Genomic DNA, 25029 nt, shown 5'->3' on the forward strand with positions numbered 1-25029 from the left:
CCCCCGGCCCCCCCCCCCCCGGGGGCGGCCCCCCCCACCAGGGGGCGTTGCCTTGTGGTGGCACGGGTGCGACCCCGGGGGCCAAAGACCGATGGCCGCCAATGCGGCAACCCTCCGGGCGATCGCCCCCAAGCGGGGCAAGACATCCATGTGGGTGAAGCATTGGCGGCCACCGGGCCACCGATCACGCCGGGGCGTGGGTGAAAAAATTATGCGCTGTACGGCTTGCAGGAAACGATCTCGACGGTGATTTCCTTGCCGTTTGGTGCGGAATAGGTGAGCGTGTCACCGGACTTGGCTCCGTGGACAGCTGCACCAATCGGGGACCGCTCGGAGTAGACCTCCAGGTCGGTGTCCCCCGCGACCTCGCGGCTGCCAAAGAGGAAGGTGGTCTTGTCGCCGGCGATGATGGCCTGAACCAGCATGCCCGGCTCAACGATTCCGTCATCGGCAGGTGCCTCGCCCACGTGGGCACGACGCAGCAGGTCCTTGAGGTACGAGATGCGTGCCTCGGCCTTGCCCTGCTCTTCCTTGGCCGCGTGGTAGCCGCCGTTCTCCTTGAGGTCGCCCTCGGAACGTGCCTGTTCAATGCGGTCAACGATTTCGGCGCGGCCCGGGCCGGAGAGATGCTCAAGCTCGACGGTCAGACGGTCAAACGCCTCTTGGGTCAGCCAAACAACTGGTTCGTGATTCGTAGTAGTCACGTGGTACTCCTTGTGTAATCAGGGCCGCTACTCCCTGGGGGAACAACATGCCGAGATGGTCCCGCCCGATGATGCGACGAACATCTTGCAAGCAAAGACCCCGCACAGTGGGTGAAGAACTTTGTCCGTCACGTTCTGTAGCGGGGCATTAACGTATTAGAAAGATATTAGCCGTCATTTGGCTAATTGCCCAAGGTTTGAGCTTTTGGCGTATCGGCGAGTCTCGGTCACTTCACAATGTCCGGGACACGGTGGCCATGTGGGAACTATGCGTCCTTGATGACCCGGCATTCCTCGATCCCAGCGGTGGTCGCCAGGGATTCGGTGCGCAGTTCAACCTCGTAGCGCGTGGTCGTCAGGCCCTTGCCCTCGGTGGGTCCCACGACCAGCGTCTTCCAGCCGACAATGGCGTAGGACTCGCTCATCGCCCGCACCTCGCACTGCACGGTTGCGCCCGCGTCCTTGGAGATGTCAACGGTAGCGGTGGCCATCGTGGGGGAGAGGACCTCGAAGGAGTTGTCCTTGAATTCGACGCTCGAATGGCTTGCCGTGGCCAGGTAGAGTGCGGCAAGCATGCCAACGCCCAGGGAACCGATGATCAGCGTCGTACGGGTTCTTTTGGTCAGGCCCCGCTTGGGCGAACCGTACCTATTAGTTAAGCTGGACATTGGCGCCTCTTTCGATTCTTGGGCGTCGCGGCCGGGAAATCATCCCTACCAGTCTAAGCCTTGGCAAGGGGAACCCTTCACCGAGCATGAGAAGTTGGAGTTACCTAGGTGGAAGAACGAAACGTGGAGCACATCGCTGATTCAACGGGCCTGCGTTTGCTGGCAGTCCATGCACACCCCGACGACGAATCCTCAAAGGGTTCGGCCACGATGGCCGCATACATTGCGGCCGGCGCTTCCGTGATGGTGGCGACCTGCACCGGCGGCGAACGCGGAGACATCCTCAACGCGGCCGTTGGCGAACTAGCCCACGCACACCGTGACCTTGCAGGGGTGCGGCGCACGGAAATGGCCGAGGCCGCCGCGGTGCTGGGCATCGAGCACCGCTGGCTGGGCTTCGTTGATTCGGGCCTGCCCGAGGGCGACCCCCTGCCGGAGCTTCCCTTTGGTGCCTTCGCCCTGCAGCCGGTGGACCGGGCGGCGGCCCCGCTGATCAAGTTGATCCGTGAATTCAAGCCGCACGTGATCATCGCGTACGACGAAAACGGTGGCTACCCGCACCCGGACCACATCCAGGCGCACAAGATTGCCGTGCACGCCTTTGCGGAAGCGGCCAAGGCCACCAGCTCCCCGGAACTTGGCGAGCCCTGGGAAACCTCCAAGCTCTACTACGACCGCGCCTTTGCCCCCGAGCGTTTCAAGACACTGCACTACGCCATGGTTGAAGCCGGCATCGAGTCGCCCTATGCAGAGCGCATTGCCGCTTGGGAGGAAAACCCGGACCGCCAGCTCTTCGGGTGGGTCTCACCGCACGAAACCACCACACAGGTCCACTGCGCCGACTTCTTCAAGCACCGCGACCGGGCGCTGCTGGCCCACCGGACCCAGATCGATCCGACCGGATTCTTCTTTGCGGTGCCCGAGGCGATCTACGCCGAGGCGTGGCCATGGGAGGACTTCACCCTGATCGAATCCTCTGTTCCCACCACACTCCCAGAGACCGACCTGTTTGCCGGTCTAAGATAGGTAACGTGCCGGTGAATCCGGCCGCCAACTTTTTCAGAAAGAGTCACGCGCGTGTATTCGTTCCTGCTTTACGCAGCCTCCGTTAGTCCTTCCCCGGTTCCCGGCGCGCCCGTCGGCGACGCAGCACAGAGCATTGGCCCGGGATTCGCGGGCTTTGTGGCCACCGCAGCGGTCGTCATTGTGACCATCTTCCTGATCCGTGACATGACCCGACGCATCCGCCGAGTCCGCTACCAGGGCGAGGCCGAAGCCCGCCAGCAGGCGCTGGTGGAAAAGGGCAAGGAAATCCAGCCCGACGAGCCCGGGGACACGCCCGCGCGCTAGACGCTCACCTGCATCAGATACGGCCCCCGTGGAGATCGCTCCGCGGGGGCCGTTGCCGTGCGTGCAACGCCGGGGCCGTGACCGCGGCGTTCGTGCTGCCCTTCGGGCTGCCGCAGATCCTGCCCCTGTTCACCGTGGACGCGGTGCAGGAAGCCGCCAGCTACCTGTCGGCCAATGCCGCGGCCGTTCTGGGCACTGCGGCGGAGCAGCCCTATGGCCCGGGCACCGCGGTTGCCGTGCTGGCAGCCTGGACGCTGGTGTTCCTCGGTGCCGGGTATGCGGCGTTGCGGGGCCGGGACAGCTGAACCCTGCGGCTGGTTCTCGGCCGACCGCTTCCCGGCTACTGCAGGCGCAGCCTGAGCTCGTCCAGAAATTCCTTGGCCTCGGCCATCGCGGGATCCGCCGGCTCGGCTCGGCGCACCGCGCCGGCCAGGATCTTCGCGGCCTGGGCCGCGTCGCCATGGCTGTCGGCGAGCACGATGGCATCGAGCAGGCTCCGGCGCAGCCGGGACGTTTCCCCTTCCGGCTCTGCCGATCCGGCGCGCATGATCCGTATCCAGTTTCCGGCCGGGTCGATCAGGCTGAACCCGGACAGCCCGCCGGCGTTCTTGCGAGGCCGCGGGCGGGTGATGCGCGGATGGCCAGCCACTGGCAGCTTGCCGTAGCTGGCCCGCAGACCTGCGGCGAAGGCCTCGAACAAGGGCTCGGTGTCCGCAACCACGACCCCGCACGTGCTGTGCGAGTCCTCGGCGCGATGACCCTCCAACCCGTAGTAGTGCAGCGGGAATCCGTGGCCCTCCAGCGCGACGTACGGATTTGGCTTGGTCTGTCGATACGTGACCTTGAAGCCAAGGGCAACGAAGAACTCGGCGATCCGGTCTATGTCTGTGCACGGAAGCATCGGAATGACTTGGGGAAGCATGGCTTGGGCCCGATTCTCTCGGCGAACGGTTCTGGTTGAACGGTACCAGCGGATCCCGGCCACTGGCGTGTCCCGAATCTCTCCCTCGGTCTCGCCCCATGGGCTCCGGCCGGGGCCCTGCTTCCATCGGCCACTCGACGGCCCGTGGTCCCGTGGAGGCAGTCAGCGGATGCTACGGTCCTTGGAATATGGTGCGAACATGGGACAACGAATCGCCTCGAGCGCCTCCGCCTACTTGCGCCAACACGCGCACTACACGGTATGACGCTCAAGTGCAGGTATGGCTTATCGAACATTTCGCCTGCGTCCTCTGAACCCAAGGGGACTGAACTCTGCTCGGACTGGTTTGGGCATTAGCAGGGTTTGCGGGCTGAGGACTTGGTGTTCGCATTTGCATTGCCTGTCATGCTGGTGCCGCCCTCTCGGAGGACATCACCCTCCCGGATGTCCTGGTATCCCCGGGCCACCTCCCAACACTGGAGAACATCTACGTGCGTCTTGACGGATGGAGCGGAAGCGGATAGCGCCAAGTCTTACGGTTGTCGTCGCGGTCCTCGGTCCAAGTCACGGTCTTGGTGCTGTCCGAGGTGGCAAACGACCGGGCTGCCAGAAAAGTGAGGGCTTCACCGGGGCCGAGGTCGACGACCTCGGGTTTGCGGAAGACCATGTTCGCGCCCGGAGCGGAAGCAACTTCAACTCGGCCAGCAGTCTTCTCTCCGAAATTTCGGAGTAGCTAGGTGTCCCCGGATCGATGTGCTCAGCTCCCAAAAGACCTTTTGGGGAAAAGTGACAGCAACAGTGGGCGCTTGCGAGGCGAGCTATTCCAAGGCTGCGACGGCACGGCGGGCGTTCTCATCGCTCAGGGCGGCTGCGCGTTCGGATCGTGTAGCGGAAGTGCGCTCAGCACGCACGCCGAACACGACCGTGACGATAACACCGGCGAGGGCGACGATCACACCGAGCGTCGTTGCCATGTCCGCCGCGAGTCCCCAGTTCATGAATTGAAGGCTGGAGTTGCCGTCATGCGATCTGGAAGTGAGCGTCGCCGGTCACGTACTCGATGGTGAGGTTGCCCCCGACGGCTTCCAGTTAGCCGCGAATGGTGCCCACCTTGGAGTTCTCCAAATTTCCGTGTTCGATTTTGGAAACCTGCCGCTGAGAGACGCCAATCCGGGTGGCGACTTGCTCCTGCGTCAGCCCTGCAGCCTCGCGCAGCTCACGGAGCCGGTAGGCGCGGACCTCAGCGAGCATCCGGTCTTTGTGTGCCTCGACGCGCTCCCGGTCTACGCGGTGCTCAGCGAGGAAGTCCTTTATTGACATGGCCATGACGGTCATTTTCCTTTCAATGAGCGTAGGTGGTCGTCGAACAAATCGTCAGCCACGGGGATGTTTTTCTTGTACCAGCGATCCCAGTTCCCAGCCTTGTCGCCTGCGATGAACATGATCGCTTGTCGCTTGGGGTCGAAGGCGAAAAGGACGCGAAGCTTGGACCTGCCTGATGAGCCGGGACGTAGTTCTTTCATCTTCGCCTGTCGAGAATCAACTACGGTGTCCACGACGGGACGGCCCAGATGTGGGCCGAGATCCTCCAGAAGTTGGATGGCGGCAACGACCTGCTCCTGCGAGTCGGCGTCCAGCTAAGCGAGCCACTCGGCAATCAGCTCGATGTCTACGCTCCACATGCCTCCAGTTTGGAACCTGCAAGTTCTATGGTCAAAGGGATTGGCATGCGTATAGTTTCCTGGACCGCGACTCGAAGATCCATCATGGGGGAGACTGGAGATATGCGACAACGAATCGCCTCGAGCGCCTCCGCCTACTTGCGCCAACACGCGCACCAGCCGGTGGACTGGTGGCCGTACGGAGACGAGGCATTTGCGGAGGCCGCGTCCCGCGACGTCCCGGTCTTCCTTTCCATCGGATACGCGGCCTGCCACTGGTGCCACGTGATGGCCCGCGAATCCTTTGACGACCCCGGGATCGCCGCCTACCTCAACGAGCACTTCGTGCCGATCAAGGTCGACCGCGAGGAACACCCGGCCGTCGACGGCGCCTACATGGCCGCTACCCAAACTCTCACCGGTGCCGGCGGCTGGCCCATGAGCGTATTCACGCTTCCCGACGGCCGTGCCATCCATGCCGGAACCTATTTTCCGCCCCTTCCCCGGCCGGGCATGCCGTCCTTCGCCCAGGTGCTCGAAGCCGTCACCGATGCCTGGGACAACCGCCGCGACGCCCTGGAACTGCAGGCAGCGACGCTGGCCGACCACCTGGGTTCCGTTGCCGGCGGGCAGGCCAAGATGTTTTCCCGGGCGCTGCCGCTGCCCACCGCCAGCACGGGATCGGTGCTGGCACCGGTGATCGGCACGGCTGTGCGCCGGCTGGTGGCGCTGAAGGATCCCACCGGCGGCTTTTCTCCCGCACCCAAGTTCCCGCCGAGTTCCGTGCTGGACTTCCTGTTGCGGGCTTCACTGGGGCAGGGAACCGACTCGGCGGAGGCCACCACACTGGCATCTGAGACCCTGGGCATCATGGCCTGCAGCGCGCTGGCGGACCACGTGGGCGGCGGCTTTGCCCGCTATTGCGTGGATCCGCAGTGGAAGATCCCGCACTTTGAAAAGATGCTCTACGACAACGCCCAGCTGCTGGGGCTCTACGCCCGCGCGGCGGTGCAGCTGCCCGACGCCGAGGTCGCCGAGCTCTGCCGCGTCTCCGCCCGCGGCATCAACAGGTGGCTGGAGGAAGACATGCAGCTTCCTGGCGGTGGATTCGCCTCCTCGCTTGACGCCGACACGGTCATGCCCGACGGTACCCACCACGAGGGTGCCACCTACACCTTTAGCCGGGGCGAGGTCGCAACGATCCTGGGGGAGCCGGGCGGTGGCCCGGCCACCACCCAGGGGCCAGGGCCCGAGACGCCTCAGGGAGCCGGGAGCGTCTTCTGGCAGCTGTGGGACGGCGCGCAGCTCCCGGCCGAGGACGAACGGCAGGCAAGCTTCTCGGCGCAGGGCGCGCCGATGACCATCGCGCTGTCCCGCACCCCGACGCTGTCCGAATGGCCGGGGCTCGACGACGCTTTCAAGAAGCTGGGCGCCGAGCGTGCCACACGGGTCCAACCGGGCCGCGACGAAAAGGTCGTTGCCGGGTGGAACGGCCTGGCCATTGCCTCGCTGGCCGAGGCCTCGGTGCTCCTGCGTGAACCGCGCATGCTTGCCCTTGCCACCCGGACGGCCGACTACCTGCACCGGGTGCATTGGGTGCCGGCGAACGGTGACACGAAGGCAGTGCTCCATCGCATCAGCCACCAGGGGCGGGCCAGCACGTCCATTGCCGCGGTGCTTGAGGACTATGCGGCGGTGGCGCTTGGATTCCAGCAGTTGGAAGTCGCTTCGGGGGACCCTCTCTGGTTCTCCCGGGCCGACGATGTCCTCGCTGCGGCCCTGGACCTCTTCCTCGAGGGAGGGGCGCCGATGGACAGCGCCGCGAATGACCCCCGGGTGCAGGCCATGCGCGGCGGTTCCGGCAGCGCCGAGGCCCTGGATGACGCGGTGCCCGCCGCGACCTCGCTGCTGGCTGCTGCCTTGCTGAACCGGGCCGGCCGCAGTCAGTTGGACACCGTCGGGAGTGCCCCGGAAGCGGGGTTCGAGCGCGGCGAGGCCGACCTCGCCCTGGTGCGCATGCTGCTGGGCTTCGTACCTGCGCTTGCCAACCGCGCGCCCCACGGTGCCGGAAGCGCCCTGGGAGTGGCTTCCCGCTTCATTCACGGCTCCAGCACGGAGCTGGTCGTGGCCGGGGGAACCGATGCAGAGCGCCAGGCCGCGGTGCGCCTGGGGGTGCTGGCAGGCGTGGCCCAACTCGGCTCACGCGATGTTCAATCGGATGCGGCCGGATACCCCGCCGGCCCGAAAGGCCAGTTGCGGCTCTACGTGTGCCGCGGCGGTCTCTGCCACGCGCCTGTCAGTGACTTGCCTTCGTTGGCGGCCTTGATCGTGCCGGGGCTTTCGCGCAGTGTGCCGGGGCGCTAGGGGCCCGGCAGCCCGACACCGATACTTCGTGGGCGGACAAGCGAACCCTGGAGCTCCCGCATATGGTGAAGTGTTGTACTTATTATCTAAAACATTGTTACTATCGTGATCGTGCGCAACGCACGGAACCCGATGAACGGTGGTAGGCAATCATGCTGAAGAAGAAGACAGCCGGAGCGTTGGCGGCAATAGTCGCCTTGGCCGCGACGCTACTGGCGGGCAGCCCCGCAACAGCGGACAGCGGGCAAACCACGACGTCCGCTCGGGCCATCCCCGGCATGAATTGCTACTTCGGAGCAACGGGCGTGACCTCCAGCGGCCAAATTACCGAACGTCGATATGTCACGCAACAGGGCGTTGCCGAGATCACCACGACGAAGCTGAATCCTGGACGACTCGGCTTCGTGCCCCGTGCGGTGCTCCCACCCGGTGGCGCGGGAGGCATCGAATTCGTCAACAAGGGATTCTACGCAAATTCAAGCGATGGCGGCTTCTATTCCGTCACCGCCATTGGCCCCAAGAGCTACAACGACGTCAAGGTCACGGCGACCCGGCTGGCCGTGACCTGGGGGCAAACACGGCTCATGGTCTCCAGCGCGGCCGGAAACAGCACCGGACGATATGTCTACGGACTGACGGATTCCGGGGCACTGGGTCGCTACGTCCTTGGCGTCGGAGCGCCAAAGTCTCGAGTTGTAGTCGGCAACTCGGGATGGCAAGGCGTCAAGACGCTGGCCTACGACCGCCAAACGGTCATTGCCGGCACCACTCGCACTGCCGATGTCTTGCTGGCAACCACCGTTGACGGCAAATTGGTGGAATACACGATTCCGCATGACAGGCCCTACCAGTGGTCCCGCAAGGACCTGAAGTCCGCCACCTGGGGCAACTTCAAATACCTCAGCGGCGCTTCCTGCGGAGAATGGGGCAAGCCGAATCAGCCCCGGATGCTCCTCGGGGTCCTTGGCAATGGCGACGTTTACCTCTACCTCGACAAGCGGAACGACGACAACTCCGGCGCCGACATCGTGGGCTACGGCAAGATCGCCTCGGGCTGGACGGAAAAGCTCTACCAGTACTGATCCCCCTGATTGGTTGCCCGCCGAAGCAACGGGTCCAACCGAATGCGGAATCACCTCAGGGGGCTGGTGTCGTGAAATCCTTGCAATGCTTGAGCGCCTGCACCCGCTGGGTGCAGGCGCTCAGGGTGCGTGGAGGCTGTCAGCCCCGGGGACGCTAGGCGGTGCCGAGCACCGCGATGGTGATGGCCGTGAAGTGGCAGGCGAAACCGATGAGCGTGAATGCGTGGAAGAGCTCGTGGAATCCCAAGATCTCCGGAATGGGGTTCGGGGCCTTCAAGGCATAGAACACCGCCCCGGCAACGTAGAAGGCGCCGCCGGCGCAAATGAGGATCGCCGCTGCCGGGCTGGCGGCAAAGAAGTCCCCGATGAACAGCAAGGCCGCCAGGCCCAGCAGCACATAGACCGGGGTGTATAGCCAGCGCGGGGCATCGGTGTAGAAGACCCGGAAACCTACCCCGGCCAAGGCCCCGATCCAGATTGCGACCAGCAAGATGGTGGCCGACCTTCCGGGAAGCAGGGCCCAGGCCAGCGGGGTGTAGGAGCCGACAATCAGCAGCATGATGTTGGTGTGGTCGATCCGCTTGAGCACGCGGGTGGTCGTCGGCGACCAGCTCCCGCGGTGGTAGAACGCGGAAACGGTGAAGAGCAACACCCCAGTGAACGCGAAGATGGCACTGGTGATCTTTCCGGCACCCGCAGGTGCCAGAACGACCAGTATGACGCCGGCGATCAGGGCCAAGGGTGCGGTGATGGCGTGGATCCAGCCGCGCAGCAACGGCTTGGCCGGCTGCATTGGAACCGATGGCTGCGGATGGGTCCCGGATGGTTGGCTCATGAACCCAGCCTAAACTACCGGCCGGTAGGTACGGTGGCATTCGGTTGCCGGAATGCCGTGGATTGTTGATGGCCGGGGTCGTTACGGGGAGTATTGCCAGGCACAATGCCCGCGTCTTGGTGCGCCACCGGGCAGGAACCCGGTAGCGTTAAGCTGAGCATGCGGCCCGAGGACGGTCGCATGCCGCCCCCCTATCGCAAGCAGGAGTATCGCCGTGGAATTACCGGGATTCGTCTACCGGCTCTATGAGCGACGGTTGCGTGGTTCACTGACCCCGGGAAAATTGCCCACGCATATCGGTGTGCTCGTGGACGGGAACCGGCGCTGGGCCAAGCTGTCGGGACAAACAACCGCCAGCGGCCACCAAGCCGGCGCGGACAAGATCCTTGAATTCCTGGGCTGGTGCCAGGAGCTGGACATCAACCTGGTCACGCTCTACATGCTTTCCACTGACAACATGAGCCGATCCAGCGATGAACTCGATGCCCTGATGGGAATCATTGCCAACACCCTGGACCGGTTGGGCGAAACCAAGACGGTTCGCGTGAAGCCGGTGGGCGCGCTGGAACTGCTGCCGGACTACCTGGCCAACAAGCTGCGCGAGCTGGAGGCCTCCACCGCCGATGTCGCCGGGATCCACGTGAACGTCGCGGTCGGCTACGGTGGTCGGCAGGAAATCGTCGATGCGGTCAAGGCGCTGTTGCTCCAGGGCCACGCCAACGGGCTGAACGCGGCGCAGATTGCCGAGGACCTGGACCCCGACCAGCTGGCCACCCACCTGTACACCAAGGGGCAGCCGGACCCGGACCTTGTCATCCGCACCTCGGGCGAACAACGCCTCTCCGGATTCCTCACCTGGCAGAGCGCCTACTCAGAGTTCTATTTCTGCGAGGCGCTGTGGCCCGACTTCAGGCGCGTCGACTTCCTGCGCGCCCTGCGCGACTTCGCCGACAGGCAACGCCGCTTCGGCTCCTGATCCAGACTCCCGGACTGACGGTTCGAAGGTAACCGTGGCGGTGCCAATTATTTACCTGAACGACACCTGACTTTTGCCCGCACCTCATGACTGTCCGTGGATATGGGCGTACGTTGGGGCATAACGGGTGATGAAGCCGTCATTGCCCGGTGAACGGGGGAGCAACTCCCCGCGAGGAGCGATACTTGGCAGCGAATCGGGAAAACCCATCAACCTCACCCACCGCGTCGGAAACGACAGTGAGCGAAACACCAGCGGTGGTAGGCACCCGCACCTTCGTCCTGGACACCTCGGTGCTGATCGCCGACCCCCACGCCATGCTGCGCTTTGCCGAACACCATGTGGTCCTGCCGTTGACAGTGATCACCGAGCTTGAGCACAAGCGCAACGACCCCACGTTGGGCTACTTCGCCCGCGAGGCGCTGCGGACCCTCGAGGACCTGGGCAGGAAGCACGGCGGGCTTGGCAACGAAATGGAGGTCGGCAAGCAGGGCGGAACCTTGCGCGTGGAACTGAACCATATCGCCCCGAACGTCTTGCCTGTGGGGTTCCGCAACGCGGACAACGACACCCGCATCCTCGCCGTCGCGAAGGCCCTGCTCGACGGGGGCCTGGATGTCACGCTGGTGTCCAAGGACATGCCCATGCGCATCAAGGCCTCGGCCATGGGCCTGACCGCCGAGGAGTACCGCAACGAGCTCATCGCCGACTCCGGCTGGACCGGCGTGCACGAGATGGACGTGAGCCAGGAGAACATGTCGGCCCTCTACGCCGACGAGTCCCTGGAGATCGAGGAAGCCGCAGAGCAGCCAGTGAACACCGGGTTGATCTTGCACTCCCCGCGCGGCTCGGCCCTGGGCCGGGTGGACCGCAACCACCTGGTGCGCCTGGTGCGCGGGGACCGCGAGGCCTTCGGCCTGCGCGGGCGTTCCGCCGAACAGCGCCTGGCCCTGGATCTGTTGCTGGACAAGGAGATCGGCATCGTTTCGCTCGGCGGCCGGGCGGGCACCGGCAAGTCGGCCCTCGCCCTGTGTGCCGGGCTGGAAGCGGTCATGGAACGCCGTGAACACCGCAAGATCATGGTCTTCCGGCCGCTCTACGCGGTCGGCGGCCAGGACCTGGGCTACCTTCCCGGTGCCGAAGCGGACAAGATGAACCCCTGGGCCCAGGCGGTGTTCGACACCCTGGGCTCGGTGGTCTCCAAGAACGCCATCGACGAGGTCATGAGCCGGGGCATGCTCGAGGTCCTGCCACTGACCCACATCCGCGGGCGCTCGCTGCACGATGCCTATGTGATCGTGGACGAGGCCCAGTCGCTGGAACGCAACGTGCTGCTCACGGTGCTTTCGCGCATCGGGCAGAACTCCAAGGTGATCCTCACCCACGACGTGGCCCAGCGCGACAACCTGCGGGTGGGTCGTCACGACGGCGTCGCCGCGGTGGTCGAGCAGCTCAAGGGGCACCACCTCTTCGGGCACATCACCCTGACGCGCTCCGAACGCTCCGAAATCGCGGCGCTGGTCACCGAGCTGCTCGAGGACCGGATCCACTAAGGGCGCTGCTCCGGGGAGGGCCCGCGGTCCTAGGCCGCGGGCCCGCCCCGGTGCCGTGCGTGGTCCGGAGCCTGCGGCCCGGGGTAATCGGCAAGCCCCGGGATCGGCCACAGCGGCGCCTGCCGCACATCGCTGAGCGAGGCCCGCGGCTGGGTGAACAGCCCGTCGATCATGTATTCGTCCACGGCCGTGATGGACACCCGGTGCTCGAGCCCGGCGTCCGGCCCGTCAAGCACCTGGCGCAGCACGCAGATCCCGGTTGCCCGGTCGAGGCGGATCCTCGTGAGGCCCGTGCCCAGTAGTGGCGCTTCCTTGTTGACCGGGGCGTAGGAGTGGCCCCGGGACAGTTCGGCCTCAAGGCATTCGCGGTCGGACTCGTCCTGGATCACCCGCAGCGCGTGGATGAGGCTGGGGTGGGGGAAGGACATGTCCGCAGGGCCGGGGGCGAAGCCGGCGACCTCGACCGGATCCAGGAACGCGCCCCACAGACCCACCGGCATCAACTCGTTGACATAGGCGGCCTCGGGGCGCCGGGATACCAATCCGTCGTCCCCGTAGACCGGGGCCAGCAGCTGCGGCGGCAACAGCCAGCTTTTGCGGGTCGCGGCCACGAAGCCGGCGTCGCGCGAGTCGTTGATGTGCTCGGTGCGAAAGAGCACCGTGCCGTTCTCTTCCTCGACACGGATGGCGTCGGGGCGCCTGAGCAGCACCGTGAGGTGCTTGGGCAGGCTGGGAGCGGCAAAGGCAAGCTCATGGCGTTCCTCGTCGGTGACGCCGATCCGGAACTGGATGGTGTTCCACAGCCAGGGGGAGGAACGGGCAAGCCGACGGAAATGCCCCATGAGTTCCTTGCCCGGGGCCCGGTCGGGGTCGGGGAAAACCGACGCGCCATTGAGCTGATCCATGCTTTCAGTGTAGCGAGGAGTCGCACCGCGTGGTTTTGCCCGGCAGGTGGCGTGCCGCCGCTGACAGCGGGGCCGGACACCGCGTAAGGTTTGGCCCATGCCGCAACAAATCCTCGTATGGTTTGCCTCCCCGACGGCCCTGGCCACGCTGGCCGGAATCCTGGCCGCGCTGGCCCTGGCGCTGTACCTCGTCAACGCCGTGCGCCTGACAATTATCGACTTCAAGTCCCACCTCCTGCCCAACCGGGTCCTGGGCCCGTGGTTCATTGCCGCCCTGGTGCTGCTGGGTGCGGCCGCCTTGCTGGCAGGGGAACCCCTGGTCCTGTTGCGCATGGTCCTGGGCGCGGTGATCCTGTTTGCCGGCTACCTGGTGCTGCACCTGATCGCGCCCGCCGGCATGGGGCTGGGGGATGTGAAGCTCGCCGCAGTGCTGGGGCTATACCTCGGCTTCCTCTCCTACACCCACCTGTTGTGGGCCACGGCGTTCGCCTTCATCATCGGTGCCCTCTGGTCGGTGGTGTTGCTGCTGGCCCGCAAGGTCACGATGCGTTCCTCGGTGGCCTTCGGACCTTTCATGCTGGTGGGCGCGGCCGTTGCACTGGCCGTGGCCGGATAGCCAAGCCAAGCCAGGAAACCACCCAAAAACGAAAGTCGCCGGAGAAGTTCAATGCCAACACCCGAATTCATTGTCCAGATGCGCGAAAAGATCGGCAACGATCCGTTGTGGCTGCCCGGCGTGAAGGCCGTGGTGATCCATGATGGCCGCGTGCTGTTGGTCCGCCGGGCGGACAACGGGAAGTGGACGCTGCCGGCCGGAATCCTGGAACCCGGGGAGGAGCCTGCCGTCGCGGCGGTGCGCGAGGTGTTTGAGGAAACCGCTGTGCACTGTGCGATCACCCGGCTCATCGGGGTGGCTACCACCGACGAGGCGGTGTATCCCAACGGGGACCACGCCCAATACCTGGACATCATCCTGGCCGGCGGGTACCTGGGCGGGGAGGCGAAGGTCAACGACGACGAGAACCTCGAGGTCGGATGGTTCGGCCTCAACGAGATGCCCGAGGTGCCGCCCAAGCATGCCCGTGCCATCGCCTGGACGCTCGAGCCCAAGGAAGCGGGCCATTTCATCACCGGCGGCTGACCGCGCGGCGGCGGCGAGGTTCGCCGGCGGGTCGTTGTTCCGCAGGTGGGCGGCCACCAGGATGGTGCCGAGGGCCGCCGACCCGAAGACTACCTTCACCCCCGCTTCGCCGAGCCGGCCATGGACCCGCTATCCCCATGACCCGGCCAATGCTGCGCTAAGGCCCGACGCTATCTTCGAACCACGGAGCGCAATTGCTTCAGGACAACAGAGAGCGAGGCAATATCGGCCTGCCCGGGTCTGGCCAGTTGCTCCAACGTATCCATGATGCGAGCCATCCGCTCCGCGTGCTGCCGTTCCCAGGCCGCGATGCGTTCCAGCGGGTCGGCGCCGCGCCCACCGGTGGCCCCGGTGCTCTGCATCACGGCAACGGTCATGTCCGCCACGGCCGAATAGAGATCATCGCGCAATGCTGCCCGTGCCAGGGATTCCCAGCGATTGCGCCGCGGCAGGTCGGTGATCATCAGCAGCAGCCCGATGACGCCGATCCGGGCGTAGATGGCGAAGTAGACCTGGGCAATGTTGTGGACAGGTTCCCGGATCCGCTCCGAGATGACGGCCAGGTCCAGCAGCCCGAATCCCGCCAGGAAAGTTGGAGCGCGCCGGGCCAGGTCTGCGGGTATGCCGGCCAGGTGACCGGCCGGGCGGGCGTACAAGATTTTCATGTCCGAATTGCGCAGGTATCGGGTCAGGTCCGCCCACAGCGGGTCGATCCGGGGTTTCAACCGCTCGATGGCGTCAGCGATCGCTTCGCCCTGCCCGTCGCGGGTGACATACCAGCGGATTCCCCGGTCCAGCAACCGCCGCATTTCCTCGGCAACGGTGCAGCGGCTCTGCGCGGGACAGCTTGGCGGTAGGGCAGCCAGGTCGGCCATGATCGAGTCGATGTCGAAGACCTGGCGCAGGACAACGAAAGCTCGGGCCACGGCCGCCGGTGAAGCTTCGGTTTCCTCCATGGCCCGGAAGGCAAAGGTGATCCCGCCCATGTTGATCATGTCGTTCGCCACCACGGTGCTGATGATCTCGCGGCGCAGGGGATGGGTGTCCAGGTCGGCGTCGAACCGTTCGGACAGTCGAGTCGGAAAGTACTTGCGCAAGGTCTGCTTGAACCACGGATCATCGGCCAGGTCGCTGGCATTGAGGGCTCCGGCCAGTTCGGTTTTTGCGTAGGCGCACAGAACAGCGAGCTCCGGCCCGGTGAGCCCGCGGCCCTCCGCCAGCCGGGCCTGCAGTTCCACCGTGCCGGGCAGTCCTTCCAGGCTGCGGTCAAGGCCTGCCACCGATTCCAGCCAATCCATCATCCGTTCGAAACCCGGGCTCCATTGCCCGACCCGGTAGAGGTCGTTTACCAGCAGGGTGTTCTGGTCGGCGTTTGTTCTCAGCACCAGCGCCCCAACGTCGTCCGTGAGCGAGTGCAGGAATTCCGCGCGCTCGCCGGCGCCCATCCTTCCGGCGGCGATCATGTTCTCGACAAGGATCTTGATATTGACCTCGTGGTCGGAGCAGTCCACCCCGGCGGAGTTGTCGATTGCGTCAGTGTTCACGAGGATGCCGCCCAAGGCCGCCTCGATCCGGCCACGCTGCGTGATGCCGAGGTTGCCGCCCTCGACTATGACCTTGGCCCTGAGTTCGTTGCCGTTCACCCGGATCGAGTCGTTGGCCTTGTCCCCTGCCACTTCGTGGGGTTCGAAAGATGCCTTGACATACGTGCCGATGCCACCGTTGTAGAGCAGATCCATCGGCGCAAGCAGGATCGCCTTGATCAGCTCCTGCGGCGCCATCTCGATGGTTCCTTCCTCCACTCCCAGGGCACTGCGGACCTCGTCGGTGATCTCGATGGACTTGGCCTGGCGTGGGTGGACACCGCCGCCCTTGCTGATCACCGAGGCGTCGAAATCCGCCCAGGAGGATCGGGGAAGTTCGAACAAGCGCCGCCGTTCGGCGTAGGACGCAGCGGCGTCCGGTTGTGGGTCCAGGAAAATATGGCGGTGGTCAAACGCAGCAATCAAGCGGATATGCCGGGACAGGAGCATGCCATTTCCAAACACGTCCCCGCTCATGTCGCCGATGCCCACCACCGTGAAGTCCTCGTTTTGGACATCGATGCCAAGCTCACTGAAATGCATCTTGACCGACTCCCAGGCGCCCTTGGCCGTAATGCCCATTTCCTTGTGGTCATAGCCGACCGAACCCCCTGAAGCGAAGGCGTCTCCCAGCCAAAAACCGTACTCCAGGGCGAGCTCGTTCGCCGTGTCGGAAAAGGTTGCCGTGCCCTTGTCTGCCGCCACCACGAGGTAGGCGTCCTCACCGTCGTGACACACAACGTTCCAGGGAGGGACCAACATTTTCCCGGTGTCCGCGGGGCTGAGGTTGTCAGTGATATCCAGCATCCCGCGGATGAAGACCCGGTAGCTTTCACGCCCTTCCGCCAGCCACGCGCCACGGTCCAGGAAAGGGTCCGGCAGCCGCTTGGCAAAGAACCCTCCCTTCGCGCCAGTCGGCACAATGACGGCGTTCTTGACCGTCTGGGCCTTGACCAGACCGAGGATCTCCGTGCGGAAGTCCTCTCTCCGGTCCGACCAGCGCAGTCCGCCGCGGGCTATGGCGCCGAACCGCAGATGCAGCCCCTCCACCCGGGGGGAATAGACCCATATTTCGTATTTAGGCCGCGGGAACGGACACTCGGCGAGGGCCGATGGATTGAATTTGTAGCTGAGGTAGGGCCGGTTCTGGAAGTAGTTGGTTCGCAGCGTGGCCCCAACCAGGTTCATGAAGGTGCGCAGCAACCTGTCGGCATTCAGGGCGGGCACCTCGTCGATGGCTGCGCTCAGTTCCTTCCTGGCGATTTCAATGCCTTGGGCGCGGTCCGACCCGCCGATGTCGGGGTCAAAGCTGGTCTGGAAGAGTCCCAGCAGCGCATGGGTGACCCGCACATTGGCCAGCAGCGATTCAGCCATGTAGCCGTAGGAGTGGGTGGTGCCAAGTTGCAGCAGGTATTTGGCATAACTGCGCAAAATGACGACGCGTTGCCATTCAATTCCTTCGGTGAGAACCAGGCCGTCAAAGCTGTCCGACTCGATGTCGCCCCGCATGGCGGCGCGGAACGAATCGGCCAGCAGTCCGCTGGTATCCACGGGGTCGACGCCGGAAGGGTATTTCAGTCCAAGGTCGTAAAGCAAGAACTCCTGGCCGTCGCTGCGCCGGATCTCAAAGGGTCGCTGATCGAGGACCTCAAGTCCCAGGTTGTGGAAAAACGGCAGGATCCGGGACAGGCTTCGGGGCTTGGCGAAATAGAGCTTGATCCGTGCGTCTTCGGCCGACGTGGTGGCGGTGTCCGCGGGGATGCGGACGGAAACGACCGGGTCATCGACGGCGCGTCCGCCGGCCTCCTGGAGGTCGAGGGTCGCGAAGCGGACAACGTCATCTACCGCGTCTTCAACCGTATAGTCCACCCGGTACCCTGCGGGAAACGCTTCGGACCACAGCATGGCCAGGCGTGTGGCCTCCTCCGCGGGAAACCTGTCATGCAGGACTTCCTCAAAGCCCTCGGCCCAGGACCGGACCGCCACAACCAGCCGCCGCTCCAGCGCCGGGACGTCAATGCGGGGAACCTTCTGGCCGGAGGGTAGCCAAATGCGGAAAAACACCCGGGCCAGTGCGGACTCGCTGAGCAGTGTGGTGAACTCGATGGTGTTGGTTTGGAATGCCTGACCCAGCTCGTGTTCGATTCGCTGGCGAACTCCTGTGTTGTAACGATCCCGGGGCAGAAACACCAGCGCCGAGACAAACCGTCCATAGGCGTCGGAGCGGAGGAACAACCGGGTGCGGCGACGTTCCTGCAAATGAACGATGCCCTGGGCCGTGGCGACCAGGTCATCCACTTCGATCTGGAACAGTTCGTCCCTCGGATAGGACTCAAGGACGGCCTGCAGGGTCTCTTCGGAGTGCGAATCGGGAGGAAATGCGCAGCGCCGAAGCACCTCATCGACCTTGTCCCGGACAATGGGTACCTCGCTCACCGGCTGGTTGTAGGCGCTGGGAGCGAACAGCCCGAGAAAATGCCGTTCGCGGTTGACTTTGCCGTCACTGCCATAGCTCTTGATCGCTATCTGGTCCAGATACGACGGCCTCAGGACAGTCGAGCGCCAATCGGCCTTTGTCAGCGTCAGGAATCGCTGGCCCAGGGGCTGGCGGAGCCCGGGCGGAGCGGAACGCGGCTGCCGGATCCCCTGGGGCGATTCCCTCAGGAGACCGAGTCCGGATGACGGCCGGCTGGTCAGTACCTCGTGCCCGCCCTCGCTGGGCACGTCATAATCGCTGTAGCCAAGGAAGGTGAAGTTGCCGTTGTCCATCCAGCGCAGCAGATCTTTCGCCTGCTGCATCTCTTGGGTGCTCCCGGCGCCGGGAGGGGTGTCAAGGGCGTTGACGACGTCGATGGCCCGCCGGTGCATCGCTGAAGTATCGGCAGCAACTGCCCGCACGTCGGAAAGGACCGTTGACAGGCTTTCGACCAGCTTTTCGCCCGCGGCCGCATCACCCAACCTGCTGATTTCCACCGCGATCCAAGACTCTTCACAAACGTCAGCGCTGTCAGAGGATTCGAAGCGCGGCGTTGCGCCCGGGGAAGGCAAAAGATGAATATCCACCAGTTGGTGGGTCTTCGTATCGCGCAAGACCGCAAAAATGGGATGGACAACCAGTCGGATGGCGGCGTTCTGGCGGGTGAGCTCGGCGGCCAGGGAATTGACCAGATAGGGCATGTTGTCCGTGGCGATGGTAACCACGCTGGCATCGGTTTCGGTCAGGATCCCTGTGGCAACTTGGCCCGGCCGCCGTGCAGAGGCAACACCGAGGTGGTAGAGCGCCCGCCGTTGCAGCGTGTCAGGGCTGTAGCCCTGGAGGTCCTCGGCCGCAAAGTGCCTGTAGTAGTCCTCTAGGAACTTGCCCGTATTTTCCACGATTCGCGCGACTCTCGATCGGTCCGCCGGCAGGTCTGCACCGACATGCAGCACCAGCTTCCTTGCATGGCCTGGGACCGAGGAGCTGCGGTTCTCGGTCCCAACAACCTTGCCCTTGATTAATCATGGCCGCCTCACCGATCGCAGTCCAGCCCCTCTGCCATGCTGTTTGCGGGCACGGGCAAAGACAAACGAAAATGGTCCCCCGACCACGATGGTTGGGGGACCATTTTCGTCAACGTCCGATATTAGGACTTATTCATTGACGGTTCGTCTCCGGCTCCGGAGCTTCAGAATCCGAGTCGGCGGAGGTGCCGGCGGAGACCTTGGCACCGGACCGTGCCGCGTCTTCAAGGGCCTTGGCTTCTTCGCCGCCGATGGCCTCCCCGCGTGCCACCATGCCGGCGGTGTCCGAGAGCTTGACCTGCTTGAGGAAGAGCGCCAGCACGAAGGCGATGAGGATGAACGGGATCAGGTACCAGAACACCGGGGCCAGGGAGTCGGCGTAGGCGCTGACGATGCCCTCGCGGACGGCCTCGGGCAGCTGCTCCATGGTCTGCGGATCCAGGGTCGCGGTGGCGTTGCCTGCATCCGCGGCGCTGGCGCCTGCCCCGGTGAAGACGTCGGTGAGCTTTTCGGAGAGCCGGTTGGTGAACATGGCACCGAAGATCGCCACGCCCAGGGAAGCACCGACCTCGCGGAAGTAGTTGTTCGTGGAGGTCGCGGTGCCCACCATGGTGGGATCCACGGCGTTCTGCACCACCAGCACGACGACCTGCATGATCAATCCCAGCCCGGCGCCGAACACGAAGAGGTACACGCAGATCAGCCACAGCGGGGTGGCTGCCGACAACGTGGTGAAGGCCAGCATGGCAACCGCGGTGACCAGGGCGCCGGCAATCGGGTATCCCTTGTACTTGCCGGTCTTGGTGATCGCGATTCCCGAGAAGATGCTGGTGCCCATCAGTCCGACCATCATCGGGACCATCAGCAGGCCGGAGACGGCCGCCGAGGTGCCCGAGGACATCTGCAGGAAGGTGGGGACGAACGCGATGGCCGCGAACATGCCAAGGCCCAGGGTGAAGCCGATGGCCGTGGCGTTGACGAAGACCGGGTTCTTGAACAGCGACAGCGGGATGATCGGGTCTTCGGCGCGGGCCTCGGCGATCACGAAGAGCACGATGGCTGCGAGCATGCCGACGCCCCAAGCCCAGGTCTCGGTCGCTGCCCAACCGTGGTTCCTGGATCCGCCGAAGTCGGTGAAGAAGATCAGGCAGGTGGTGGCGATCGAGAGCAGCAGCACTCCGAGCATGTCGATCTTTTTGGTGGACTTCTTGTTCGGGATGGTCAGCGCGAACCAGGCGATCAGGAAGGCGCCGATGCCGATGGGGATGTTGATGTAGAACGCCCACTGCCAGGTGAGGTGGTCAACAAAGAAGCCGCCCAGCAGCGGTCCTGCCACGGCGGAGAGGCCGAAGATGGCGCCCAGCGGGCCCATGTACTTTCCGCGCTCGGAGGCCGGGACGATGTCGGCGATGATGGCCTGCGAAAGGATCATCAAACCGCCGCCGCCCAGTCCCTGCATGGCGCGGAAGACCACGAACATCCAGAAGGTGCCGGCGAAGGCGGCGCCCACGGAGGCCAGCGTGAACAGGGCAATGGCGATCAGGAAGAGGTTGCGCCGTCCCAGCACGTCACCGAACTTCCCGTAGATCGGCATGACGATGGTGGTGGCCAAAAGGTATGCGGTGGTGATCCAGGCCTGGTGTTCGACCCCGCCGAGCTGTCCCACGATGGTGGGCATGGCGGTGGAGACGATGGTCTGGTCGAGGGAGGAGAGCATCATGCCGGCGATCAGCGCGGAGAAGATGATCCAGATGCGCCGTTGCGTCAGCAGCAGCGGTGCCGAATCCGGGGTTGGCCGGGACGCGGTGGTGGTGGACATGGTGGTTCCTTGCGTGTGGAGGGAAAAGTATGTGGCGGGAAACAACCGGCGGGTCAGGGTGCGGGAAGCTGTTCGTCGGACGGGAGGTGCTGGTGGAAGAGCTCCCGGGTCTGGTGCATGACGGAAAGGAATTCGTCCTCCAGCGAGGGACCGTCGGGAGCGGCCAAATAGCGCTCGATGGCCCGGTGTGTGGCGAATTGCAGGCAATGTACCAGCATGCCGATACCGCTGTGGTCGGCTGCCACGCCTTCGCGCTTGGCCACCATGGCGGTGAATTCGGCCTGGCGTTCGGGGCCAACCTTCATCATGCGTGCCAGTAATTCCGGTTCGCGGTGCAGGATCGTGAAGAAGCCGTGGACACCGCGGATCTCGGACTCGTCCCGGCGCAGTTGTTCCAGCACGAGGGCCACAAGGTCGGCCAGCAGCGTGGGGGAGATCCCCGTGGTCCCGGGCGGCCGTGCGTCCATGAAGCGCGCAAGTGCCTCGGCGGACAAGCCGTCCTCCGCGTGCCCGAACACCGCATCGAGCTTGGTCGCGAAGTAGTTGAAGAAGGTGCGTCGGGAGATCCCGACCCGGGCACAGAGTTCCTCAACCGTGAACCCGGCAAAGCCGTTTTCGGCAGTGAGCTCGCGCGCGTTCCGCGAGATGGAGAGCCGGGTTTTCAGCATGCGGGCGCTGAGGGTCGGCGGGGTGGCCGGCTCGGCGGAAGCCACTGTTGCACTATTCTTCATAGAGTGCAGTTTTGCACTAATAAAGGTTCAGTGCAAATGTTGTTCCTGCCCTCACGCCGAGGCGCGGCGCGGCGGCGCAGACACGCCGGGGGCGGTGTACCGGGGATCAATCCCCGGTACACCGCTCCCGCCAATTAGAACCCTTTCGGGAGACCGGTCAGTGCTTGCCGGTCATCGTGGTGACATCCAGCAGCGCATCGAGCTGGTCCTCGCTCACCTCGCCGCGCTCCACGAAGCCCAGCGCCACGGTGGCCTCGCGCACCGTCAGGGAATCCGCAACGGCCTTCTTGGCGATCTTCGCGGCGTTCTCGTAGCCAATGAGCTTGTTCAGCGGGGTGACGATGGAGGGGGAGGCCTCGGCCAGGAAGCGTGCCCGTTCCACGTTCGCGGTGATCCCGTCGACCATCTTTGTCGCCATGACCCGGGTCGTGTTGCCCAACAGGCGGATCGACTCGAGCAGGTTCGAGGCCATCACCGGGATGCCCACGTTCAGTTCGAACGCCCCGTTGGTCCCGGACCACGCGATCGCAGTGTCGTTGCCGATCACCTGGGCGGCGACCATGATCGCAGCCTCGGAAATCACCGGGTTGACCTTGCCCGGCATGATCGAGGAGCCCGGCTGCAGGTCCGGGATGGAAATCTCGCCGAGCCCGGTGTTCGGTCCGGAGCCCATCCAGCGCAGGTCGTTGTTGATCTTCATCAGCGAGATAGCGATGTTGCGCAGCTGGGCCGAGGCCTCAATGAGCCCGTCGCGGTTGGCCTGGGCCTCGAAGTGGTTGCGGGCCTCGGTCAGCGGCAGCCCGGTGTCCGCGGCGAGCAGTTCGATGACGCGTTCCGGGAACCCATCGGGGGTGTTGATGCCGGTGCCCACCGCGGTCCCGCCCAGCGGCACCTCGGCCACCCTCGGCAGCGAGGCCATGATGCGTTCGATCCCGTAGCGCATCTGGGCGGCATAGCCGCCGAATTCCTGGCCCAAGGTCACCGGGGTGGCGTCCATCAGGTGGGTGCGCCCGGACTTCACCACGTCCTTGAACTCGACGGCCTTGGCCTCCAGCGAGGCGGCCAGGACCTCGAGCCCGGGGATGACGTCCCCGAGCAACCCGGCGGTCGCCGCGACGTGCGCCGAGGTGGGGAAGACGTCGTTGGAGGACTGGGACGCATTGACGTGGTCGTTGGGGTGCACCACGGTGTCCGAGCCTGCAGCGGCCAGGGCGCGGGTCGCCAGCTCGGCCAGCACCTCGTTCATGTTCATGTTGCTCGAGGTGCCCGAGCCGGTCTGGAACACGTCGATGGGGAAGTGCTCGTCGTACTTGTTGGCGGCGACCTCGTCGGCTGCTGCCGTGATGGCGCGCGCGCGCTCGGCATCCAGCACGCCCAGTGCCAGGTTGGCGCCGGCGGCTGCCTTCTTCACCTGGGCCAGCGCCCGGATGTGCGCGGGTTCGAGCTTCTTGCCCGAGATTGGGAAGTTCTCCACCGCGCGCTGGGTCTGCGCCCGGTAGAGGGCTGCGGCCGGAACTCGGACCTCGCCCATGGTGTCGTGTTCTATGCGGAAGTCTGCAGAAGTGTCCATGCCAGACACGCTACGCCGCATGCACCTGCTTCGGCAGTGGCCGGGCGCACAGTTCACCCCAATGGCGAACGCGGGAATAAAAAGCGCCCGCTGCCAGCCCTGAAATCGGGCCGACAGCGGGCGCGGACGTGTTTCCTAGAGCACGCCGAAGCCGGAGACCATTTCCGCCTTGCCCTCGGCCAAGCGGTAGGTCACCCCGATCACGGCGGTGCGTCCCTCCTCCACGGCGGAGGAAATGATGCGCGACTGCTCCACCAGGCGGTGGGTGGTCTGCTGCACGTGCTCGACGACCGTGGTGTTGACGTCGCGGATGCCGTTGCGCCGGGCGGTGATCACCGAGGGGGTGATGTGCTCGACGAGGTCGCGAATGAAGCCCGGGGGCATGGTTCCGCTTTCCACCGATTCGATCGTTGCCGTCACCGCGCCGCAGGAGTCGTGGCCCAGCACCACGATCAGCGGCACCTCCAACATGGCCACCGAGTATTCCAGGGAGCCCAGCGCTGCCGAGTCGATCACGTGTCCGGCGGTGCGCACCACGAAGACGTCGCCCAGGCCGAGGTCGAAGATGATTTCCGCCGCGAGGCGTGAATCCGAGCAGCCGAAGATCACGGCGAAGGGGTGTTGCTTGTCCACCAGGAACTGGCGGCGCAGCGCGTCCTGGTTGGGGTGGTCGGTGTGGCCGGCCACGAAGCGGGAATTGCCCTCACGCAATTTCCGCCATGCCTGTGCGGGAGTCAGGTCGAGGTGGTCGACGGAGACGTCGGATTCATTCATGTTTTTCAGCTTAGACGCACCGGCCGCCCTTCAGTGCACGCCCCGCGTTTCGTGAAGTCCCGCGCAAATGGGCGCCGCAGGGCGCGCCGAGGGCGTGTTTTGTGGGGAATGTCTCATTTTTGCGCTGTATTCGATGGCGCGGGGGAAATCGCTAGTTGGCGGGGATCTCGCGCTGGACCAGACGGGCCAGGGAGTCGAGGGTCTCCAGGCCGCTGTCGCTGCTCAGCACGATGGTCGATGTCCCGCGCGTGGTGACAAGGACCTGTGACTTGTCCTTGGTGCGCAGCTCCCAGTCGGTCCCGTCAACGGAGTGGGTGCCGGCGAGGGCGGCGTTCTCGGTCACCGCGGCCAGCCATGACGGGTTGGCCCCGGCGGTCTGCCTGACCCACACGAACTCGTCGTCCTTGGTGACGACCCCGAATTCCCAGTACTTGATCCCGTCCACGTTCCCGGTGATCCAGCGCGCGAAGTTCACATAGTCGCCCTCGGGCAGGTTCGGTGCCCAGGGGGTGAAGTCGGCATCCGCGGCGGCCTGCGAGGCGACATCGGCAACGTCGACGGGGGCGCGGAAGTTCTCGGCCTTGTCTGGCGGGTTGATCAGGATGACGGGGATCGCCACGGCGACGGTGAGCAGCACCGAAATGATCATGCCCTTGAGGGTCTGGTTGGCGCGCTTCGCCTGCGAAGGGGTCAGGACCGGCTTGACGGGCGGCTGCGCTTCGGCCGGTGCCGAATCCGGTGCGTGCGTTGGCACGGCGGTTTCCGCGGGCGCCGGGGTGCTGGCGTTTGCGGGGGATGCGGCGGGTGCGGCGGGGCCTTCGGGGTGTTCACTCACCCCTCCATTCTCGCCCATCCACCGCGCAGAATCTAAACGGGCGGGCCCGGGCCCC

23 protein-coding genes are annotated in these 25029 nt (G+C 64.9%); 9 read left to right on the plus strand and 14 right to left on the minus strand.

The features are described from left to right. Nucleotides 1–209 precede the first annotated feature (209 nt). Nucleotides 210–704 carry a transcription elongation factor GreA gene (gene greA, locus ACLQ7E_RS20470; protein ID WP_411734421.1) on the minus strand — a complete coding sequence of 165 codons (495 nt, stop codon included), beginning with the start codon at nucleotides 702–704 and terminating at the stop codon, nucleotides 210–212. Between the two features lie 266 nt (nucleotides 705–970). Beyond that, nucleotides 971–1372 (minus strand): DUF4307 domain-containing protein, encoded by a 402-nt coding sequence (locus tag ACLQ7E_RS20475; protein ID WP_411734422.1) that lies wholly within the window; start codon nucleotides 1370–1372, stop codon nucleotides 971–973. 108 nt (nucleotides 1373–1480) lie between these two features. On the opposite strand from ACLQ7E_RS20475, the gene mca reads away from it, so the two are divergent. The 3 genes from mca (at nucleotide 1481) to ACLQ7E_RS20490 (ending at nucleotide 3027) form a co-directional block, all read left to right on the plus strand. Beyond that, a complete protein-coding gene (gene mca, locus ACLQ7E_RS20480; RefSeq protein WP_411734423.1) occupies nucleotides 1481–2398 on the plus strand; it encodes a mycothiol conjugate amidase Mca in 918 nt (305 codons plus the stop codon). A 51-nt stretch (nucleotides 2399–2449) separates the two neighbouring features. After that, a complete protein-coding gene (locus ACLQ7E_RS20485; RefSeq protein WP_411734424.1) occupies nucleotides 2450–2722 on the plus strand; it encodes a hypothetical protein in 273 nt (90 codons plus the stop codon). Between the two features lie 77 nt (nucleotides 2723–2799). Continuing rightward, nucleotides 2800–3027 carry a hypothetical protein gene (locus ACLQ7E_RS20490; RefSeq protein ID WP_411734425.1) on the plus strand — a complete coding sequence of 76 codons (228 nt, stop codon included), beginning with the start codon at nucleotides 2800–2802 and terminating at the stop codon, nucleotides 3025–3027. A 35-nt stretch (nucleotides 3028–3062) separates the two neighbouring features. Here the strand turns inward: ACLQ7E_RS20490 and ACLQ7E_RS20495 are convergent, their stop codons facing one another. The 4 genes from ACLQ7E_RS20495 to ACLQ7E_RS20510 form a co-directional block, all read right to left on the minus strand. Beyond that, nucleotides 3063–3623, minus strand: a complete 561-nt coding sequence (locus ACLQ7E_RS20495) for a hypothetical protein (RefSeq protein WP_411734426.1) — start codon at nucleotides 3621–3623, stop codon at nucleotides 3063–3065. 839 nt (nucleotides 3624–4462) lie between these two features. Continuing rightward, complete coding sequence (locus ACLQ7E_RS20500) at nucleotides 4463–4642, minus strand: hypothetical protein (RefSeq protein ID WP_411734427.1); 180 nt, start codon at nucleotides 4640–4642, stop codon at nucleotides 4463–4465. Between the two features lie 91 nt (nucleotides 4643–4733). Beyond that, nucleotides 4734–4970, minus strand: a complete 237-nt coding sequence (locus ACLQ7E_RS20505; RefSeq protein ID WP_411734428.1) for a helix-turn-helix domain-containing protein — start codon at nucleotides 4968–4970, stop codon at nucleotides 4734–4736. 5 nt (nucleotides 4971–4975) lie between these two features. After that, nucleotides 4976–5281 carry a type II toxin-antitoxin system RelE/ParE family toxin gene (locus ACLQ7E_RS20510; protein WP_411734450.1) on the minus strand — a complete coding sequence of 102 codons (306 nt, stop codon included), beginning with the start codon at nucleotides 5279–5281 and terminating at the stop codon, nucleotides 4976–4978. Nucleotides 5282–5428: 147 nt separating this feature from the next. On the opposite strand from ACLQ7E_RS20510, the gene ACLQ7E_RS20515 reads away from it, so the two are divergent. Beyond that, nucleotides 5429–7669, plus strand: coding sequence for a thioredoxin domain-containing protein (locus ACLQ7E_RS20515; protein ID WP_411734429.1), 2241 nt, complete (start codon nucleotides 5429–5431; stop codon nucleotides 7667–7669). A gap of 152 nt (nucleotides 7670–7821) precedes the next feature. Then, entirely contained in the window at nucleotides 7822–8751 is a 930-nt protein-coding gene (locus ACLQ7E_RS20520) for a hypothetical protein (protein WP_411734430.1), read from the plus strand. A gap of 154 nt (nucleotides 8752–8905) precedes the next feature. Here ACLQ7E_RS20520 and trhA read toward each other — a convergent pair whose 3' ends face one another. Beyond that, the gene (trhA, locus tag ACLQ7E_RS20525) at nucleotides 8906–9586 is read right to left on the minus strand and encodes a PAQR family membrane homeostasis protein TrhA (RefSeq protein WP_411734431.1); all 681 of its coding nucleotides are present in this window, start codon (nucleotides 9584–9586) and stop codon (nucleotides 8906–8908) included. A gap of 214 nt (nucleotides 9587–9800) precedes the next feature. Between trhA and ACLQ7E_RS20530 the strand changes: the two genes are divergently transcribed. Both ACLQ7E_RS20530 and ACLQ7E_RS20535 read left to right on the plus strand, forming a co-directional pair. Next, nucleotides 9801–10562, plus strand: a complete 762-nt coding sequence (locus ACLQ7E_RS20530) for an isoprenyl transferase (protein ID WP_411734432.1) — start codon at nucleotides 9801–9803, stop codon at nucleotides 10560–10562. Nucleotides 10563–10801: 239 nt separating this feature from the next. Continuing rightward, nucleotides 10802–12115: a PhoH family protein gene (locus ACLQ7E_RS20535; protein ID WP_411734433.1), complete on the plus strand. Its 1314-nt coding sequence runs from the start codon at nucleotides 10802–10804 to the stop codon at nucleotides 12113–12115. A gap of 29 nt (nucleotides 12116–12144) precedes the next feature. Here ACLQ7E_RS20535 and ACLQ7E_RS20540 read toward each other — a convergent pair whose 3' ends face one another. Then, on the minus strand, nucleotides 12145–13020 hold the full coding sequence (locus tag ACLQ7E_RS20540) for a hypothetical protein (protein ID WP_411734434.1): 876 nt from the start codon (nucleotides 13018–13020) through the stop codon (nucleotides 12145–12147). Between the two features lie 97 nt (nucleotides 13021–13117). Between ACLQ7E_RS20540 and ACLQ7E_RS20545 the strand changes: the two genes are divergently transcribed. Next, nucleotides 13118–13636: a prepilin peptidase gene (locus ACLQ7E_RS20545; protein WP_411734435.1), complete on the plus strand. Its 519-nt coding sequence runs from the start codon at nucleotides 13118–13120 to the stop codon at nucleotides 13634–13636. Between the two features lie 51 nt (nucleotides 13637–13687). Continuing rightward, nucleotides 13688–14161 (plus strand): NUDIX hydrolase, encoded by a 474-nt coding sequence (locus ACLQ7E_RS20550; RefSeq protein WP_411734436.1) that lies wholly within the window; start codon nucleotides 13688–13690, stop codon nucleotides 14159–14161. Nucleotides 14162–14331: 170 nt separating this feature from the next. On the opposite strand, the gene ACLQ7E_RS20555 is transcribed toward ACLQ7E_RS20550, so the two are convergent. The 6 genes from ACLQ7E_RS20555 to ACLQ7E_RS20580 form a co-directional block, all read right to left on the minus strand. Continuing rightward, nucleotides 14332–19119, minus strand: a complete 4788-nt coding sequence (locus ACLQ7E_RS20555; protein ID WP_411734437.1) for an NAD-glutamate dehydrogenase — start codon at nucleotides 19117–19119, stop codon at nucleotides 14332–14334. 259 nt (nucleotides 19120–19378) lie between these two features. Further along, a complete protein-coding gene (locus tag ACLQ7E_RS20560; protein ID WP_411734438.1) occupies nucleotides 19379–21064 on the minus strand; it encodes an MDR family MFS transporter in 1686 nt (561 codons plus the stop codon). A gap of 53 nt (nucleotides 21065–21117) precedes the next feature. After that, nucleotides 21118–21777 carry a TetR/AcrR family transcriptional regulator gene (locus ACLQ7E_RS20565; protein WP_411734439.1) on the minus strand — a complete coding sequence of 220 codons (660 nt, stop codon included), beginning with the start codon at nucleotides 21775–21777 and terminating at the stop codon, nucleotides 21118–21120. Nucleotides 21778–21952: 175 nt separating this feature from the next. Continuing rightward, complete coding sequence (locus ACLQ7E_RS20570; RefSeq protein ID WP_411734440.1) at nucleotides 21953–23365, minus strand: class II fumarate hydratase; 1413 nt, start codon at nucleotides 23363–23365, stop codon at nucleotides 21953–21955. Nucleotides 23366–23500: 135 nt separating this feature from the next. Then, nucleotides 23501–24139, minus strand: a complete 639-nt coding sequence (locus ACLQ7E_RS20575; RefSeq protein ID WP_411734441.1) for a carbonic anhydrase — start codon at nucleotides 24137–24139, stop codon at nucleotides 23501–23503. Between the two features lie 151 nt (nucleotides 24140–24290). Continuing rightward, the gene (locus ACLQ7E_RS20580) at nucleotides 24291–24974 is read right to left on the minus strand and encodes a DUF4245 domain-containing protein (RefSeq protein ID WP_411734442.1); all 684 of its coding nucleotides are present in this window, start codon (nucleotides 24972–24974) and stop codon (nucleotides 24291–24293) included. Between the last annotated feature and the right edge of the window lie 55 nt (nucleotides 24975–25029).

The organism is Paeniglutamicibacter sp., assembly GCF_046714615.1.
Lineage (GTDB): Bacteria > Actinomycetota > Actinomycetes > Actinomycetales > Micrococcaceae > Paeniglutamicibacter.

Coding starts and splice junctions, on each gene's coding strand:
- trhA (WP_411734431.1), bottom strand. CDS start 9,586: ATGAGCCAACCATCCGGGACCCATCCGCAGCCATCGGTTCCAATGCAG.
- ACLQ7E_RS20520 (WP_411734430.1), top strand. CDS start 7,822: ATGCTGAAGAAGAAGACAGCCGGAGCGTTGGCGGCAATAGTCGCCTTG.
- ACLQ7E_RS20570 (WP_411734440.1), bottom strand. CDS start 23,365: ATGGACACTTCTGCAGACTTCCGCATAGAACACGACACCATGGGCGAG.
- ACLQ7E_RS20505 (WP_411734428.1), bottom strand. CDS start 4,970: ATGGCCATGTCAATAAAGGACTTCCTCGCTGAGCACCGCGTAGACCGG.
- ACLQ7E_RS20560 (WP_411734438.1), bottom strand. CDS start 21,064: ATGTCCACCACCACCGCGTCCCGGCCAACCCCGGATTCGGCACCGCTG.
- ACLQ7E_RS20475 (WP_411734422.1), bottom strand. CDS start 1,372: ATGTCCAGCTTAACTAATAGGTACGGTTCGCCCAAGCGGGGCCTGACC.
- ACLQ7E_RS20500 (WP_411734427.1), bottom strand. CDS start 4,642: ATGAACTGGGGACTCGCGGCGGACATGGCAACGACGCTCGGTGTGATC.
- ACLQ7E_RS20495 (WP_411734426.1), bottom strand. CDS start 3,623: ATGCTTCCGTGCACAGACATAGACCGGATCGCCGAGTTCTTCGTTGCC.
- ACLQ7E_RS20540 (WP_411734434.1), bottom strand. CDS start 13,020: ATGGATCAGCTCAATGGCGCGTCGGTTTTCCCCGACCCCGACCGGGCC.
- ACLQ7E_RS20515 (WP_411734429.1), top strand. CDS start 5,429: ATGCGACAACGAATCGCCTCGAGCGCCTCCGCCTACTTGCGCCAACAC.
- ACLQ7E_RS20545 (WP_411734435.1), top strand. CDS start 13,118: ATGCCGCAACAAATCCTCGTATGGTTTGCCTCCCCGACGGCCCTGGCC.
- ACLQ7E_RS20575 (WP_411734441.1), bottom strand. CDS start 24,139: ATGAATGAATCCGACGTCTCCGTCGACCACCTCGACCTGACTCCCGCA.
- ACLQ7E_RS20550 (WP_411734436.1), top strand. CDS start 13,688: ATGCCAACACCCGAATTCATTGTCCAGATGCGCGAAAAGATCGGCAAC.